Source organism: Nocardiopsis sp. M1B1 (assembly GCF_052466615.1).
In genome coordinates, this window is the sequence record NZ_CP196194.1 from 6,045,764 (window position 1) to 6,060,818 (window position 15,055).

Below are 15,055 nucleotides of genomic sequence, written 5' to 3' on the forward strand. Positions count from 1 at the left end.
CTCCCCGGACCCCGGCAATTCTGTCACGAGCACAGGATTCAGGCGTGGACAAGTGGCCTGAGGGGTAGAGAACGTAACTGTATCCCTGGTGCCAGTCCTGCGGTTTCGGCTCCTCATCCGGCATGTCGAGTCGCTAGCATGAGTCGGGCCGATCCGGACAAACCAATTTCCCGTCCAGGGGGTGTCCCATGCCGAATATCGGTCCGACCGAAGACGGTCAGTCGGCCCTCGCCGAGCGCGAGCAGCGCATCCTCGCCTTCGAACGCCAGTGGTGGAAGTTCGAGGGCTCCAAGGAACAGGCGATCCGTGACGAGTTCGGGTTCTCCGCGACCCGCTACTACCAGCTGCTGAACGGGCTGGTGGAACGGCCGGAGGCCCTCGCCTTCGACCCGATGACCGTCAAGCGGCTGCGCCGGCTTCGCGCCGACCGCCGCCGTCAACGCAACGCACGCCAGCTGGGCATCCAGCTCTGACGTTTCCCGTATCCCTCTTCTTCTTTGGGTCGTTCGTACCCACCCCGCGCCCCGGTGACGACACCCGCGGTCCCGCCGGCGCCCTCCGTCCGGGCCACCCCCGCGACGGAGAGCGGCAGCGCCGTCCCACGAGGCCGACCGAACGCACAACACCGCACGGACATCCGCTGAAACAACCGTCACACACGCGGTGGAGGCCCGTCGGCGCGGGGGCGCGTCGGTAGTCTGGCGGTCCCGCCCGGCCCGCATCCGCGGCCCCACCGGAAAGGCCCTCCATGTCCCTGCCCCAACCCAGCACGGACGCCGGACGCACCGCGCTCGACGCCTTCCTCGCCGCACCCGAGCGGGCGCTGGCCGCCTTCGACTTCGACGGCACGCTCGCGCCCATCGTCGCCGACCCGCGCACGTCCGCCCCCTACCCGGGGATCGTGGACGTGCTCGCCGACCTGGCCGGGCTCCTGGGCTCGGTCGCCGTGGTCACCGGCCGCCCCGCCGAGACGGCGGTGCGGCTGGGCGGCCTGGACCGGGTGCCCGGCATCACCGTGCTGGGCCACTACGGCGCCGAGCGCTGGGAGGGCGGGCGTGTGGCCGCGGCGCCCGCGCCGCCCGGCGTGGCGGTGGTGCGCGAGGAGCTGCCCGGCCTGCTTGACGACCTGGGCGCCCCGGAGGGCACCTGGATCGAGGACAAGGGGCGCTCGCTGGCGGTGCACACCAGGCGCACCGCCGACCCGGACGGCGCGCTCGCCCTGCTCACTCCCTCCCTGAGCGAACTGGCTCGGCGGTCGGACCTCCAGGTGGAGCCGGGCCGGATGGTGGTCGAGCTCCGTCCACAGGGTGTGGACAAGGGCGCGGCGCTCACCGCGCTCGTCGCCGAGACGGGCCCGCGCGCGGTGCTCTACGCCGGTGACGACCTCGGCGACCTGCCCGCGTTCGACGCCGTGGCGGGGCTGCGGTCCCAGGGCGTCGAGGGCCTGAAGGTGTGCTCGTCCTCGGACGAGGTCACCGCCGTGGCCGAGGCCGCCGACCTGGTCGTCCCCGGCCCCGCGGGGCTGGCCGACCTCCTGGGCGGGCTCGCCGAGGCGATCCGCGGCGCCTCGGAGGCCTGACTCCTCCGAGGTGTGGGTGCGCTCCCAACGCCCGCGTCAGCCGTCGCCGCCCGTCTCAGGACGAGGACTCGTGCGCCTGCGGCGTGAGCGCCGACCGCGCGGCCGACCGCAGGTCCACCAGCCCGGTCCGGTCGCGCCCGTAGTGCACGGCGTTGGTGAGCATGCCCACGTACCGGCCGCTCTGCGGGTGCATGAACAGGCTCGTTCCGGTGAAACCGTTGTGGTAGACCACCCCCTCCGGGGTGACCAGCCAGCCCAGGCCGCGCCACAGCCTGGCCCCCGCGTCCACGTGCGGCTGCCAGCTCGCGCGCACGTAGGAGGACGGCACCGGCCCCTGTCCCCCGTCGTGCATCCGCAGGATCTCCCGGGTGAACGCGCCGAGGTCGATGGCGGTGCTGAACACCCCGGCGTGCCCCGCCACACCGCCCATCAGCGCGGCCGCCTCGTCGTGCACCACCCCCCAGGTGGGGGCGGCTCCGGGGATGCGGCGCTCGGTGGGCGCCACGCCGGGCGAACGCGTCAGGGGGCCGAAGGTGGTGGAGCGCATGCCCATCTGCTCCCACAGGTCGCGGGCCAGGCGGTCCAGGCCCGTGCCGTAGAGGCGTTCCAGGAGCATGCCGAGCAGGATGAACCCGCGGTCGACGTAGGCGTAGCCGGGTTCCTCCAGCGGGTCGGCGAGGATCGCCTCCGCGAGGTCCTGGTCGGTGCCCACGTATCTCTCCAGCCAGGTCACCGGGTTGAGGCGACCGGTGTGGGTGAGGATCTGCCGCGTGGTGACCTCCGCGCCGGGCAGGTGGTCCACGTCCAGGTACTCCGACATCGGGGCGTCCAGGTCCATGATCCCCTCGGCGACCGCCTGGCCGACCAGCGGCCAGGTCGCCATGACCTTCGTCAGGCTCGCGACGTCGTAGGCCACGTCCGGGGCGGTGTCGTGCTCGCCGTCGATGCGGCCGACGGCGACGAACTCCCACATCCCGCCGGTGCCGATCACGGCGGCTCCGCCGGGCAGCCACCCGGCGTCCACCATCACCTTCAGAACGCCCCGAATCCGCGCCCCTGTCTCCGTGAGCCAGTCACCATCACGCACAACACGCCTCCCCCCGGGTGGTCTCGTCTTCCGGCGATACCCCGTTATCAGGTTGTTGTCACACGGGTTCGGGAGGTGCACAGGACGAAACCCCCGCAGGTCGCAGCCGTAATGAGGGCCGCGGCGCGCGGCGGAGTAGTCTGGCGCCGGAGAAGCCCCGAGGAGGACGATGAGCAGCCAGACCCCCGTGCCCGCAGGTTTCCGCGGCGTGGCCGGAAACATCGGGATCAAGGACCCCAACGACGACTTCTTCGCGGTGGTGTCGGAGGTCCCCGCCCGCGTGTCCGCCGTGTTCACCCGGTCGCGGTTCGCCGGACCCAGCGTGCTGCTGAGCCGCCGCTCGGCGGCCGACGGCAGCGCGCGGGGGGTCGCGGTGATCGCCCGCAACGCCAACGTGGCCACGGGCAGGGTCGGTGACAGCCACGCCCACGAACTCCAGGAGCGCGTGGCGCGGGCGGCGGGGGTGCCGCCCGAGGAGGTTCTGGTCGCCTCCACCGGGGTGATCGGCCGCCCGTACCCGATCGAGAAGGTCCGCGCCTACCTGGACGCGCTGCCCGCGGAGTTCCCCCCGGCCGACCTGGACCGCTCGGCCGCGGCGATGATGACCACCGACACCCGGCCCAAGACCGCCTCGGCGACGGTGGGCGGGGCGACGCTGACGGGCATCGCCAAGGGCGTGGGCATGATCGAGCCGAACATGGCGACCATGCTGGCCTGGTTCTTCACCGACGCCGAGCTGGAGCAGCCGGTGCTGGACGAGGTGTTCCGCCGGGTGGTGGACCGCACGTTCAACGCGCTGAGCATCGACACCGACACCTCCACCAGCGACTCGGCGGCGGTGTTCGCCAACGGCCTGGCCGGGCCGGTGGACGCGGCGGAGTTCGAGGCGGCGCTGCACGAGGTGGCCCTGAAGCTGGTGCGGATGATCGCCTCCGACGGCGAGGGCGCCAGCAAGCTGATCGAGGTGCGCGTGACCGGCGCGCGCGACGACGCCCAGGCCAAGCGGGTGGCCAAGGCCGTGGTGAACTCCCCGCTGGTGAAGACCGCCGTGCACGGTGCGGACCCCAACTGGGGCCGGGTGACGATGGCGGTCGGCAAGTGCGAGGAGGAGACCGACATCCTCCCCGACAACGTGCGGATCTCCTTCGGCGACGTGGAGACCTACCCGGCGGAGGCCACGGACGAGGTGCTGGAGCGCGCCGCCCAGCACATGAAGGGCGACGAGGTGGTGATCGGCGTCGGCCTGGGCATCGCCGACGGCGCCTTCACGGTCTACGGCTGCGACCTGACCGAGGGGTACATCCGGATCAACGCCGACTACACGACCTGAGCCGCCGGTCCGGGCCCGGAGGGGTTTCGGACAGCCAGGTCGGTCGGTCACGGTCGGCGGCACCGTGCACAGCGGAGGCGGCCCGATCGTGAAAGCAGCGCAGTAGAGGCAGCACGACAGAGGCGGCACCACCCTTGTCCACAGGGGGTGGTGCCGCCTTCTCGTTTCCCTGCCGGGATATCCGAACGGCAAATCTCTGGTAGGAAAGTTGAACTGTCCGACTGTTGGAGTCATTCTGGAACCGTGACTCCGGGAGGGAAGCCCGGGAGCACGATCGCCCTGCCCGGGGAAGGGAAGCCCCGGGGCAGGCCCACCAGCCGGAAGGATCCCACCCATGGGCGAGGCGAAAGCGAGACGTCGACGTGCGGTGATGCGTCGCAAGAACCAGGTGACCCTGCCCCGCGAGATCGCCGAGGCCCTGCACATCCGTGAGGGCGACGAGGTCGAGTTCGCCATCGCGGAGAACGGTCAGGTCACGCTCAGGGGTATGACCTCGGTGCCCGCCGACCAGACGTGGTTCTGGGACCGCGACTGGCAGCAGGGTGAGCGCGAGGCCAGTGAGCAGATCGCCGCGGGCCTGACCGAGGAGTTCGAGGACGCGGAGTCGATGTTCGACGCTCTGGAAGACGAGGAGCGCTGAGGACACTGGCCACGTTCGCCACCACCCCCCGGTTCCGGGCCGACTTCAGGAAACTGACGCGGCAACAGGCGGAGCGTTTCCGGAAGGTGGTCACCACCGAGTTCGCACCCGACGTGCAGAAAGGCGAGTTCCGACCGGGCCTGCGGGTCAAGGGCGTGCAGGGAGCCCCCGGAGTCTACGAGATGACCTGGGCACCCGACGGGCGCGCCACATGGGAGTACGGCGAAGAGCGCTTCCCCGGCAAGCCGCACGTGGTCTGGCGCCGGGTGGGCACACACGCCGTCTTCAACCCCGGTCCGCCCTGACACCGGAGGCCGACGACACAGGCATCCTTGTCATCCCGTAATCCCACGGCGGTGTAGGACCGGAACCTCAGGCGGAGGCGGCACCACCCTTGTCCACAGGGGGTGGTGCCGCCTCCTCTTTCGCGGTTTCCTGGATACAGGGGGCCCACGGCCTTCGGCAGCATGGGCGCGCCCGCGAACCCGTGCGGCATCGGCGTTCCCGCGATCCGGTCTGACGTCTCCACAAGCCCACCCCGGCGTGCCCGGGGTTCGGGACGACACCGGCATGACCGAAGGCCGCAGATCCAACGGCGTGCCCGCGCACCCGTACGGCACCGCGTGCCCGGGGTTCGGGACGACACCGGCACGGCCGCGATCCGGACCGGGTCCGCCCACGCCCGCGCCACGGGTCAGTGCACGCTGAGCCCGCCGTCGGCGGCCAGCATCTGCCCGGTGACGAAGGCGGAGGCGTCCGAGGCGAGGAAGACCGCCAGACCGGCGAAGTCGCGGGGGAGGCCGTTGCGGCCGACCATGGTGCGGGCTGCGAGTTCCTCCTCGCGGCCGGGCACCGCGACCGTGTGCATCGTCATCGGCGTGACCACGAAACCGGGAATGATGGTGTTGGCGGTGACGCCGTGGGGCGACCACGCCTCGGCCTGAGAACGTGAGAGCCCGCCGACTGCGGCCTTGCTGACGCCGTACACCCCCGAGTTGCCGAACGCGCTCCACGTCTGCTGGGAGCCGATGTTGAGGATCCGACCCCAGCCCCGCTCGGCCATCCGCGGTCCGCACGCCTGGCCCAGCAGGTACGGCGCGGTGAGGTTGACCGCCAGTGTCTCCTCCCAGACCCCCTCCGACGTCTCCCCCAGCGGGGGCCGGTGGTTGACCGCGGCCGAGGTCACCAGGATGTCCGCCCCCGTCACCGGTTCACTCGCGCAGAGCTCCCCGAGCGCGTCGCGGTCGGCCAGATCGACCGGGGTGGTGCCGACCTCGATGCCCTGGGCGGCGAATTCCTCCGCCGTCTGGGCCAGGCGTCCGGCGTCGCGGGCCACCAGGTGCACGCTCGCCCCGGCGCGTCCGAGGGCCTCGGCGACACCACGGCCGATGCCCGAGTTCCCTCCCGTCACGAGGGCACGGCGGCCGGTGAGTCCGAACAGTTCGTCCAGATAGGCCCGGTGCTGGCCGGTGCGGTCGTTCAAGAGAAGCCCCCTGTCGGGTCGTACGCATGGCGGGGCGGCGCAGGCCGCCGCTCCGCGAAGTCTGCCGCCCTGGAACGCGCACGTCGGAGGCGGCCCCACCCTTGTCCACAGGGGGTGGCGCCGCCTCTTCTTCCGCGGTTTCCTGGATACAGGGGGCCCACGGCCTCCGGCAGCATGGGCGTGCCCGGAGCCCGGAGAGCCACCGGCGTACCCGCGAACCCGTGCGGCATCGACGCGTCCGGGGCCCGAGGAGGCACCGGCGGGCCCATGACCAGCTTCGGCGTCCGCACAGACCCGTTCCAGAGTCTCCGCGGGTCCGGCCCGGTCCCGGGCTTGCGCGCGCAGGACCGGGCCCCGCTCCCGGCTAGATGTGGACGGCCGGGCCGTCGGTCATCCTGCCCGAGCGCATGAACAGCGACAGCACCGCGGCGACCAGCATGACCGCCGCCGCGATGGTGAAGGCGAGTTGCAGGCCCTCCATGAAGGCCAGGTTGCTGGCCCCGGTCACGGCCGCCACGACCTCCGGGGTCGCCCCCTCGGGCAGCACCGCGCCGCCCTGGGCCACGACGCTCTGCATGCCCGCCAGCTCCCCGGCGGCGGGTTCGGCCAGCCCCGCGGCGGCGAAGTGGCCGGGCAGGGTGGCGACGATGGTCGCGGACATGACCGCGCCCAGGACCGCCGTGCCCAGCGAGCCGCCCAACTGCATGGCGGCCTGCTGCACCGCCGAGGCGACACCGGCGTACCGCACGGGGGCGTTGCCGATGATCGCCGCCGTGGCGCCGGTCATGATCAGGCTCAGGCCCATGCCGAGCAGGACGAACGCGGCCGAGATGTAGAGCACGCCCGTGTCGACCCTCAACAGCGACAGCATGAACATGCCCGCCGACGCCAGCAGCAGGCCCGCCGTCGTGGGCGGCCGGGCGCCGACCCGGTCCAGGATCCGGCCCGCGATCGGCGAGGTGACCGCCATCAGCGCGGTCATGGAGATGAGCTGGAGGCCGGTCTGGGCGGGGCTCATGCCCCGCACGCCCTGGAGGTAGAAGGTGATGAAGAACAGCGACCCCATCAGGCTCAGCGCCATCGCGACCGTCAGGACGGCGCCGATGGAGACCGAGGGGTTGGCGAACAGGCCGAGCGGGAGCAGGGGCTGCTTCGCGCGGCGTTCCCACACCAGGAAGGCCGCGGTGAAGACCGCCGTGACGGCCAGCGAGCCCAGTGTGACGGGGTGGCCCCAGCCCACGCTGGGCGCCTCCACCAGGGCCCACACCAGGGCGAAGATGGCGATGCTCAGCAGCACGATGCCGGGCACGTCCATCCGGCTTCCGGCGTCGGTCGGCTTGTTGGCGGCCAGCAGCCACAGGCCGAGACCGAGGGCGACCGCGCCCACCGGGACGTTGATGTAGAAGACGGCCTCCCAGCCGAGGGAGCCGACCAGGACGCCGCCCAGGATGGGGCCGCCCGCCGTGGCGGCGCCGATGAGGCTGCCGAAGACGCCGAAGGCCCGGCCGAGCTTGCTGGGCGGGAAGCTGGCGCGCAGCAGGCCCATCGCCGAGGGCAGGAGCAGCGCCCCGAAAATCCCTTGCAGCACCCGGAAGGCGACGAGCATGATGACACCGGCCGACAGCGCGATCGCCACCGAGCTGAGCACGAAGCCGACCGCGCCCACGAGGTAGGTGTTGCGGTAGCCGAAGCGGTCGCCGATCTTGCCCGCCGTGATCAGGAAGACCGCCAGGCCGAGCAGGTAGCCGTGGGTCACCCACTGGAGTTCGGCCAGCGAGGCGCCCAGGCTCGTGCCGATCGCGGGGTTGGCGACGGCCACGATGGTGCCGTCCAGCGCCACCATCATCACGCCGAAGGCGATGGCGACCAGGGTCGCCCAGGGGCTCTCCGTCCAGCGCCGCTTGCGCTCCGTCTGCTCCGTCTCCGGAGCCGCCTTCGGGACGGTCTGTGCGGTCATGGTTCCCCCTGCGTGCCGGTGTCGTCGTCCGCCCGATTATGTCTGTCGCTGACTCTTTGCAGCAAGTGCGTTTTGTCAGTCGCTGACGTAATCTGTTTCACACGGTATCCTCGGTCGACAGAGCCGGAATCAGCGGACAGAGCCGAGACAGCGGGCAGAGCCAACATGCGGGAGGCACGTCCATGAGCACGACGAGCGCCGAACCGGGGGAGCAGCTCGGGCTGCGCGAGCGCAAGAAGGCCCGGATGCGCGAGTCCCTCATGGAGTCGGCGCTGCGCCTGTTCCACGAGAACGGTTACCAGGGGACGACGACAGAGGAGATCGCCTCCTGTGTCGGGGTCTCCCAGCGCACGTTCTTCCGCTACTTCGGCTCCAAGGAGGACGTGGTCCTGGAGGCGGTCGAGGACCTCGACGAGCAGCTGTTCGCCGCCCTGCTGGCCCGTCCCGCCGAGGAGTCGCCGTTCGCCGCGCTGCGCAACGCGATGCTCGACCACTGGGCCTACCTCGAACGCGAGATGCTCCACCTCCGGGGCAGCGCCATGGGACTGGTGTCCGAGAGCCCCGAGCTGATCGAGGTCAACATGCGCTACTGCCACCGCAGGCAGGAGCGGTTGGCCCGGGCGTTGGGCGAGCGCACCGGCGTCGATCCGGTCACCGACCCGCGCCCGGGGGTTCTGGCCTCGGTGTTCCTGTCCGTGCTCAACAGCGGCCACCAGGCGTGGTGCGTGTCCGGCTCCAGCGACGTGGAGGAGCTGGTCCAGGCGTTCCTCGACCGGTTCGACCTGGTGCCCGAGGTGGTCGGCGGCCACTGGGAGAGCCCCCGGGGCTGAGCGGCTACCCCACCTCGCGGGTCCTTCCGCGTGTTCGCGTGTGGTCCGGGGCCTCAGCCGGAGAGGGCGCACCAGGTCCCGGAGTTCGTCGAACTCACCTGACGGGGAACTGGTCGTGCGGCAGGCCGCTGCCGTGGCGGGAGCTGCGGGCGTGACGGAAGACGGTGCGGCCAGCAGGTCGCCGACCGGAACCCGCGGCGGAGTCCGAAGACACCGCCATGGGATGATCCCGTCCACCATGTGCACGGATCGGTCACGGAGGTTGGCGATGTTCGCGGTGCCCCTGGACGTGGACGGCGCGGAACTGCGCCCGCTCGAACCACGGCATGCCGAGGAGTTCCTGGCCAACATCGACCGGGGGCGCGAGTTCATCGGACGCTACATCGCTCTCCCGGACGTCATCGTGGACCTGGAGTCGAGCCGGACCTACCTGCGCTCGTACGCGGAGAAGGCCGCCACCGACACCGGAGGCATCTACGGCATCTGGTCGGGTGAACGGCTGCTCGGCGGGGTCCTCTTCCGCACGATGGACCTCAAGCACGGCACCGCCGAGGCGGGCTGCTGGCTGGAACCGTCGGCCGCCGGGCGCGGGCTGGTGACCAGGGCCGTCCAACAGATCATCGACTGGGCCGTCGAGAAGCGGGGCGTCCACCGCGTGGAGTGGCACGCCTCCTCGGCGAACGAGGCCAGCATCGCCGTCGCCCGGCGGCTCGGCATGACGCGGGACGGCGTGCTGCGGGAGAGCTACGTCTACCGGGGCGAGCGCCACGACATGGAGGTCTGGTCGGTACTCGCCCCGGAGTGGCGCGCACGGCGCCAATCCTCCGGACGCCAGCCCTCCTGACACCCGCGCCCGGGACGGCTCCGCCCCAGCACGTCACCCGCCCGCGCTGCTGACGCGCGGAGCGGCAAGGCACGGGCACCGGGCTCGCGGGGCTCCCGCCGTCAGCGGATGTCGCGACGGTCCAGGACGGCGGCGGCCCCGACGGTCAGCACCGCCGTGAGACCGAGCGCGACCGCCACGACGACGGACACGAGGCCGGTGGTGACGTTCCCGGTGTCCGCGAACATCCCGGTGCCCAGTTGGGTCGCCCGGCTGAGCAGCCCGTACGGGAGCGTCACCGCCACGGGTTCGAGCCGGGTCACCAGCAGCAGCACCCCTGTGGTCGCCCCCAGCAGCGCCACGGCCACGGGGGCGGCGAAGGACCTCATGAGCATCGACAACCCGGACTGGAGCGCCGCCACGGGCACACACGCCAGCATGACGACGGCGCTGACCAGGAGGTACCGGGGCGGCAGCGTTCCGGGCAGCGCGAACACCAGCTTGCCGACGACGATGACGCCCGCCACCAGCACCGCCTGCATCGCCGCCGCGAGCACGGCGAGCACGACCGTCTTGCCGAGGACCACGTGGAAGCTGGACACCTTCCGGCCCATCAGCGCGTTCCAGTTGCCGCCCCGGTGCTCGACCCGCCACACCAGCGAGGCCAGCACGGCCATGCCGACTGCCAGGGGGAACAGGCCGTAGAAGACCACCACCCGCAGCCACAGGGTGTGCCAGTCGTCTTCGAGCGGCTGACCGGAGACGACCGTGTTGGCCGCCCCGGTGAGCACGGCCAGCAGCGGCAGGAGCACCACCACGACCCAGCTCAGGGAACGCTTCAGTTTGAGGAACTCGGCTCGGACCGAACCCATGGCTCAGGCCTCCTGACGGTCGAACAGGCGGGTGACGAGCATGAACAGGAGGCCACCCGCGACCCCCAGGGCGACCACGCTCAGGTGCGGGGGGTCCAGCGAGACCATGCCGGTCCCGCGGGCGTCGACGGGCGTGACCAGCGCGTAGTACCCCCACGGAGGGAGGAGGTGAGTCAGCCACGCGGGCGCCCCCGTGCTGGTCAGGGCCACGAACACGCCCAGGACCCCGACGCCCATGCCCACGAGCTGGTTGCCCACGCGCGCCGACAGCAGGAGGTGGAACGCGAGGAGTACCAGGTTCACGACCACGGCCGCGGCGGTGTAGCCGAGCCACTGCCCGGCCGGGAAGGCCACCGTGATGCCCAGCGCCAAGCCGACCGCCACCACCAGGCCGCTCTGGGCCAGGGTGGCCGCCACCACGACCGCGCCGGTGGCCGCGAACTTGGCCCGGCACAGGTGTCCGGGGGTCAGTCCCGAGGTCTGGGAGAGCAGCCAGCCGTTCCCCTGATGTTCGATGTCCACCTGTCGGCTGGCCAGCACCGCCAGCAGGATGGGCGAGGTCAGCGGCACGGCCAGTGCCATACCCGCGAGCAGCAACCGCCAGGGGTGCTCGGAGGGGTCGTCCACCGACTCCAGGAACCCCGGGTCGCCCAACGCGGCGAAGCAGGACAGCGCGACCACTCCGACCACCATGACGCCCGCGACGGGCGCCACACGCAGGCGGCGCATCTTGGCGAACTCGTTGGCCACGGCACGGGTGTTCACAGGCCCTGCCCTCCGGTGAGGTCCATGAACACGTCCTCCAGGGACTGGGCGTCGCGGCGCACGCCGTGGACGGGCACGTGTTCGCCGACGAGGTGGGCCACCACGCGGGCCGTGGCCCCGTGGTCGAGCCCGGGCAGGCGCACGGCGCCGCCGTCGCGGACCGCGCCCCACCGGGCGGTGAGTGCGCTCGCCCGTTCGGGTTCGGTGGTGTCGATGAGCACGTCGGGGGTGGAGCGTGCGAGCAGCTGGTCCCGGGTGCCTTGAAAGAGCATGCGGCCGTTGCTGAGGATGCCGAGCACGGAGGCCGTCCGGTCGATCTCGCCCAGCAGGTGGCTGGAGACCATCACGGTGGTCCCCTGTTCGGCCAGCCGGGTGAGCAGGCGCCGGATCTCGTCGATACCGGCGGGGTCGAGGCCGTTGGTGGGTTCGTCCAGGATCAGCAGGCGGGGTTCGCGGGCCAGCGCCATCGCGATGCCCAGCCGCTGCTTCATGCCCAGCGAGTAGTCGCGGACGAGCTTGTCGAGGTGGTCCTGGAGGCGTACGGTGCGCACCGCCCGGGCCACCTGGCCCTTGTCCAGGTCCAGCAGCCGCCGCACCAGGCGCATGTTCTCCCCGCCGGTGAGGTGCGCGTACGCGGGCGGGGACTCGATGAGGGAACCGATGCCGCCCAGGAGTCCTCGGCGGGTGGAACGCCGCATGGGGCGGCCCATGACGTGGATCTCGCCGCTGGTGGGGCGTACCAGCGACAGGAGCATCTTCATCGTGGTCGACTTACCGGACCCGTTGGGGCCGAGGAAGCCGTACACGCACCCTTCCGGTACGTGCAGGTCCAGGTCATCGACGACCGCGCGGTCGCCGTACTTCTTGCTCAGGCCGTGGGTGGTGATCATTGGAGGCACGGATCCATCGTGTCCGCCGGGGCTCCGCGGGGCGTCTGGCCGGAGGATGACCTTGCGTGTCCCCCTGCGGGATGACCCGGGCCCCGGTGTGCGACCCATGGGGTAGGCGCGGCCCGCCGAAAGGCGGTGCGGTCGGCCCCGCGTCCCGGCCTCCCGCCGGGTTCGCGGTCAGCGGCCCCTCCCGGCGGCGCGGGGCCTGGAGCGCGGCGTGGGAACCTGGAGCGTTTCAGTACCCGCGGACGCCGACCAGGCCGGTCTCGTAGGCGAGCACCACCGCCTGCACCCGGTCGCGCAGGTCGAGCTTGGTCAGGATCCGCCCCACGTGGGTCTTGACCGTGGCCTCGGACACGTGCAGCAGGGCGGCGATCTCGGTGTTGGACAGTCCGCGGGCCACAACCGCGAGCACCTCGCGCTCGCGCGGGGTCAGCACGTCGAGGGACTCGGGAGCGGGCGGGGCCTCGTCGTCGGCGTGCAGGTGGCCGACGAAGCGGTCGAGCAGCCGCCGCGTCGTGCTGGGGGCGACCACCGCGTCGCCGGAGTGGACGGAGCGGATCGCCGACAGCAGCTCCGGGGGCCGGGCGTCCTTGAGCAGGAAACCGCTCGCCCCGGCCTTCAACGCCGCGTAGGCGTACTCGTCGAGGTCGAAGGTGGTCAGGATCAACACCCGCGGGGCGCCGTCCACGGCGCAGACGCGGCGCGTGGCCTCCACGCCGTCCATGCGCGGCATCCGGACGTCCATGAGGACGACGTCGGCGGCCAGGGTCCGCAGCAGTTCCAGCGCGGTGGCGCCGTCACCGGCCTCGCCCACCACCCGGATGTCGGGCTGCGCGTCGAGGACCATGCGAAAGCCCGTGCGGACCAGTTCCTGGTCGTCGACGAGCACGACGCGTACGGCGTCCGTCCTCCCGACGCCTCCCGTGCCGGTTCCCGTGTCGATGCCCGTCCCACCGGCGCCCGGTGTGCCCACAGGTGTGTCCCCTCCCTCGAATCGCTCACGTGGTGGCCGGCCGCAACGGCAGCGACGCCACCACCTCGTAGCCTCCGCCGGAGCACGGTCCCGCCCGTACGGAACCGCCGTACACCGACACCCTCTCGCGCATGCCGATCAGGCCGTGCCCACGCCCGGGGCGCGCGGCCTCGGACGCGGCCGTGCCGCGCCCGTCGTCGAGGACCCGCACCTCCAGGGTGTCGTCCCCGTAGTGCAGCCGCACCCGGACGCAGCTGGTTCCGGGTCCGGCGTGCTTGAGCGTGTTGGTCAGCGCCTCCTGCACCACCCGGTAGACGGCGAGGTCCACCCCCGTCGTCAGTGGGCGTACCGGGCCCTCCACGGTGCACTCCACCGGTAGTCCGGCGCTGCGCACCCGCGCGAACAGCTGTTCCAGCTGTTCGACGCCGGGTCGCGGAGCGTACTCCCCTCCGGCTTCGTCCTCCCGGAGCACCCCGAGCACGCCGCGCATCTCGGCCAGGGCGGTCCGGCCGGTCTCCGAGATGGTCTCCAGCGCACCCTTGGCCCGCGCCGGGTCGGAGTCGATCGCGAACGCGGCGCCGTCGGCCTGCACCACCATCACGCTCACGTTGTGGGCCACCACGTCGTGCAGTTCGCGGGCGATGCGCGCCCGCTCCTCGGCGATCGCGGCCCGGGCGCGGGCGTCGCGCTCGCGTTCGAGCCACTCCGCGCGCTCCTCCAGACCGATGAGGTAGCCGCGGCGGACGCTCGTGTAGAGGCCGGTGATCCACAGGAGCATGATGAGGAACGTGTAGACGACGAACACGTTCCAGTCGCCCCAGTCGGCGTGGGGCAGGCTCGCGAGCATCAGCACCAGGCCGACCTCGGCGGTGATCAGCGCGGCCAGAGCCCACCCGAACCGGCAGTGCGCGGCCACGGTGTACATGGCGACGAGGACGGCGAAGTCGGCCAGGACCAGGCCGGAGCCGAGGGCCAGTTGCAGGAGCCCCACCACGGCGAGGAGCGCGAACACGGCCAGCGGGTACCTGCGGCGCAGCGCCAGCGGCAGTACGAGCGCGAGCGTGACGGCGAGGTAGGGCAGGGGGACGCCGCCGTAGGAGCCCGGGTCCGCGTGGTTGGGGCTCGCCATGAGGCACAGCAGCAGGAGCGGGGCCGCCTGGATCGCGTCGACGAGGGTCTCGTGCCGCCGCGTCCAACGCCGGACTCTGCCGAACATGTGCTTGAGTCTACGTTCGCGCCTCCCGACCGCCGCTCGCCCGGAGCGCGTTCTCCGGTCCGGCTGTCCGCTCCGGAACGGGGCGCCGCGCCCGCGCCACCGCGGAGACCGCACCCGAGGACTCCGGCGGCGCAGCGGCCCCTTCCGGTGGGACGATGGGCACACGTACCGCCGACGGTTCCGCCTCGGCCGACCCCGCGAACGAGGAAGAGCGCACCACCATGCCCGAGAAGTTTCTGCCCAGCACCACGACCGAGCAGGAAGCACGCGACCTGTTCACCCGGCTCGACACGGACAAGGACGGCTCCATCAACATCCACGAGTGGCTGGCCTACGCCGAGCGGGATCTGGGACTCGACCGCATGAGCGCGCTGCACGCCTTCGCCCTCGACGTCGACACCGACCACGACCTGCTCATCAGCCAGGACGAGTTCGTCCGGGTCCGCATGCAGGGGGCCTGAGGGTCCCGACGCCCCGTGCCGCCCCCGCGGAGCGGGCGCGCGCCGGTGCCGGGCCGGGCGGCCTCCGACGAAAGTCGGTGCGTGGGAGCAGCCGGAACCCGTCGGCCCCGACCCGCCCCCCACTATGGGAGGTCCGGCGAATCCTC

The 15,055-nt window shown here is 72.0% G+C and carries 16 protein-coding genes; 8 read left to right on the forward strand and 8 right to left on the reverse strand.

Annotated features, from left to right (window positions below):
• The first annotated feature begins 188 nt into the window (after positions 1–188).
• On the forward strand, positions 189–473 hold the full coding sequence (locus ACSTA4_RS26195) for a DUF3263 domain-containing protein (protein WP_013155209.1): 285 nt from the start codon (positions 189–191) through the stop codon (positions 471–473).
• Positions 474–748: 275 nt separating this feature from the next.
• On the forward strand, positions 749–1,579 hold the full coding sequence (gene otsB, locus ACSTA4_RS26200) for a trehalose-phosphatase (RefSeq protein ID WP_274974950.1): 831 nt from the start codon (positions 749–751) through the stop codon (positions 1,577–1,579).
• Positions 1,580–1,634: 55 nt separating this feature from the next.
• Here otsB and ACSTA4_RS26205 read toward each other — a convergent pair whose 3' ends face one another.
• On the reverse strand, positions 1,635–2,666 hold the full coding sequence (locus ACSTA4_RS26205; RefSeq protein WP_444961407.1) for a serine hydrolase domain-containing protein: 1,032 nt from the start codon (positions 2,664–2,666) through the stop codon (positions 1,635–1,637).
• 169 nt (positions 2,667–2,835) lie between these two features.
• On the opposite strand from ACSTA4_RS26205, the gene argJ reads away from it, so the two are divergent.
• The 3 genes from argJ to ACSTA4_RS26220 all read left to right on the forward strand — a co-directional run bounded on the left by argJ (position 2,836) and on the right by ACSTA4_RS26220 (position 4,941).
• Positions 2,836–3,996, forward strand: a complete 1,161-nt coding sequence (gene argJ, locus ACSTA4_RS26210; protein WP_444961408.1) for a bifunctional glutamate N-acetyltransferase/amino-acid acetyltransferase ArgJ — start codon at positions 2,836–2,838, stop codon at positions 3,994–3,996.
• A gap of 370 nt (positions 3,997–4,366) precedes the next feature.
• Positions 4,367–4,636, forward strand: a complete 270-nt coding sequence (locus ACSTA4_RS26215) for an AbrB/MazE/SpoVT family DNA-binding domain-containing protein (protein WP_368045845.1) — start codon at positions 4,367–4,369, stop codon at positions 4,634–4,636.
• A gap of 86 nt (positions 4,637–4,722) precedes the next feature.
• Complete coding sequence (locus ACSTA4_RS26220) at positions 4,723–4,941, forward strand: hypothetical protein (RefSeq protein WP_444961409.1); 219 nt, start codon at positions 4,723–4,725, stop codon at positions 4,939–4,941.
• Positions 4,942–5,330: 389 nt separating this feature from the next.
• On the opposite strand, the gene ACSTA4_RS26225 is transcribed toward ACSTA4_RS26220, so the two are convergent.
• Complete coding sequence (locus tag ACSTA4_RS26225) at positions 5,331–6,119, reverse strand: SDR family NAD(P)-dependent oxidoreductase (protein ID WP_444961410.1); 789 nt, start codon at positions 6,117–6,119, stop codon at positions 5,331–5,333.
• A gap of 364 nt (positions 6,120–6,483) precedes the next feature.
• Positions 6,484–8,076: an MFS transporter gene (locus ACSTA4_RS26230; RefSeq protein WP_444961411.1), complete on the reverse strand. Its 1,593-nt coding sequence runs from the start codon at positions 8,074–8,076 to the stop codon at positions 6,484–6,486.
• Positions 8,077–8,258: 182 nt separating this feature from the next.
• Between ACSTA4_RS26230 and ACSTA4_RS26235 the strand changes: the two genes are divergently transcribed.
• Both ACSTA4_RS26235 and ACSTA4_RS26240 read left to right on the forward strand, forming a co-directional pair.
• A complete protein-coding gene (locus ACSTA4_RS26235; RefSeq protein ID WP_274974957.1) occupies positions 8,259–8,906 on the forward strand; it encodes a TetR/AcrR family transcriptional regulator in 648 nt (215 codons plus the stop codon).
• Positions 8,907–9,174: 268 nt separating this feature from the next.
• Positions 9,175–9,750 (forward strand): GNAT family N-acetyltransferase, encoded by a 576-nt coding sequence (locus ACSTA4_RS26240; protein WP_444961412.1) that lies wholly within the window; start codon positions 9,175–9,177, stop codon positions 9,748–9,750.
• A gap of 101 nt (positions 9,751–9,851) precedes the next feature.
• Here the strand turns inward: ACSTA4_RS26240 and ACSTA4_RS26245 are convergent, their stop codons facing one another.
• The 5 genes from ACSTA4_RS26245 to ACSTA4_RS26265 form a co-directional block, all read right to left on the reverse strand.
• Complete coding sequence (locus ACSTA4_RS26245; RefSeq protein WP_444961413.1) at positions 9,852–10,601, reverse strand: ABC transporter permease; 750 nt, start codon at positions 10,599–10,601, stop codon at positions 9,852–9,854.
• Positions 10,602–10,604: 3 nt separating this feature from the next.
• The gene (locus tag ACSTA4_RS26250) at positions 10,605–11,366 is read right to left on the reverse strand and encodes an ABC transporter permease (protein ID WP_444961414.1); all 762 of its coding nucleotides are present in this window, start codon (positions 11,364–11,366) and stop codon (positions 10,605–10,607) included.
• A complete protein-coding gene (locus ACSTA4_RS26255) occupies positions 11,363–12,265 on the reverse strand; it encodes an ABC transporter ATP-binding protein (protein WP_444961415.1) in 903 nt (300 codons plus the stop codon). The genes ACSTA4_RS26250 and ACSTA4_RS26255 overlap by 4 nt, the downstream gene beginning before the upstream one ends.
• Before the next feature lie 226 nt (positions 12,266–12,491).
• The gene (locus ACSTA4_RS26260; protein ID WP_444964278.1) at positions 12,492–13,106 is read right to left on the reverse strand and encodes a response regulator; all 615 of its coding nucleotides are present in this window, start codon (positions 13,104–13,106) and stop codon (positions 12,492–12,494) included.
• Between the two features lie 151 nt (positions 13,107–13,257).
• Positions 13,258–14,448 carry a sensor histidine kinase gene (locus ACSTA4_RS26265; RefSeq protein WP_444961416.1) on the reverse strand — a complete coding sequence of 397 codons (1,191 nt, stop codon included), beginning with the start codon at positions 14,446–14,448 and terminating at the stop codon, positions 13,258–13,260.
• 155 nt (positions 14,449–14,603) lie between these two features.
• Between ACSTA4_RS26265 and ACSTA4_RS26270 the strand changes: the two genes are divergently transcribed.
• A complete protein-coding gene (locus ACSTA4_RS26270) occupies positions 14,604–14,909 on the forward strand; it encodes an EF-hand domain-containing protein (protein WP_444961417.1) in 306 nt (101 codons plus the stop codon).
• Positions 14,910–15,055 lie beyond the last annotated feature (146 nt).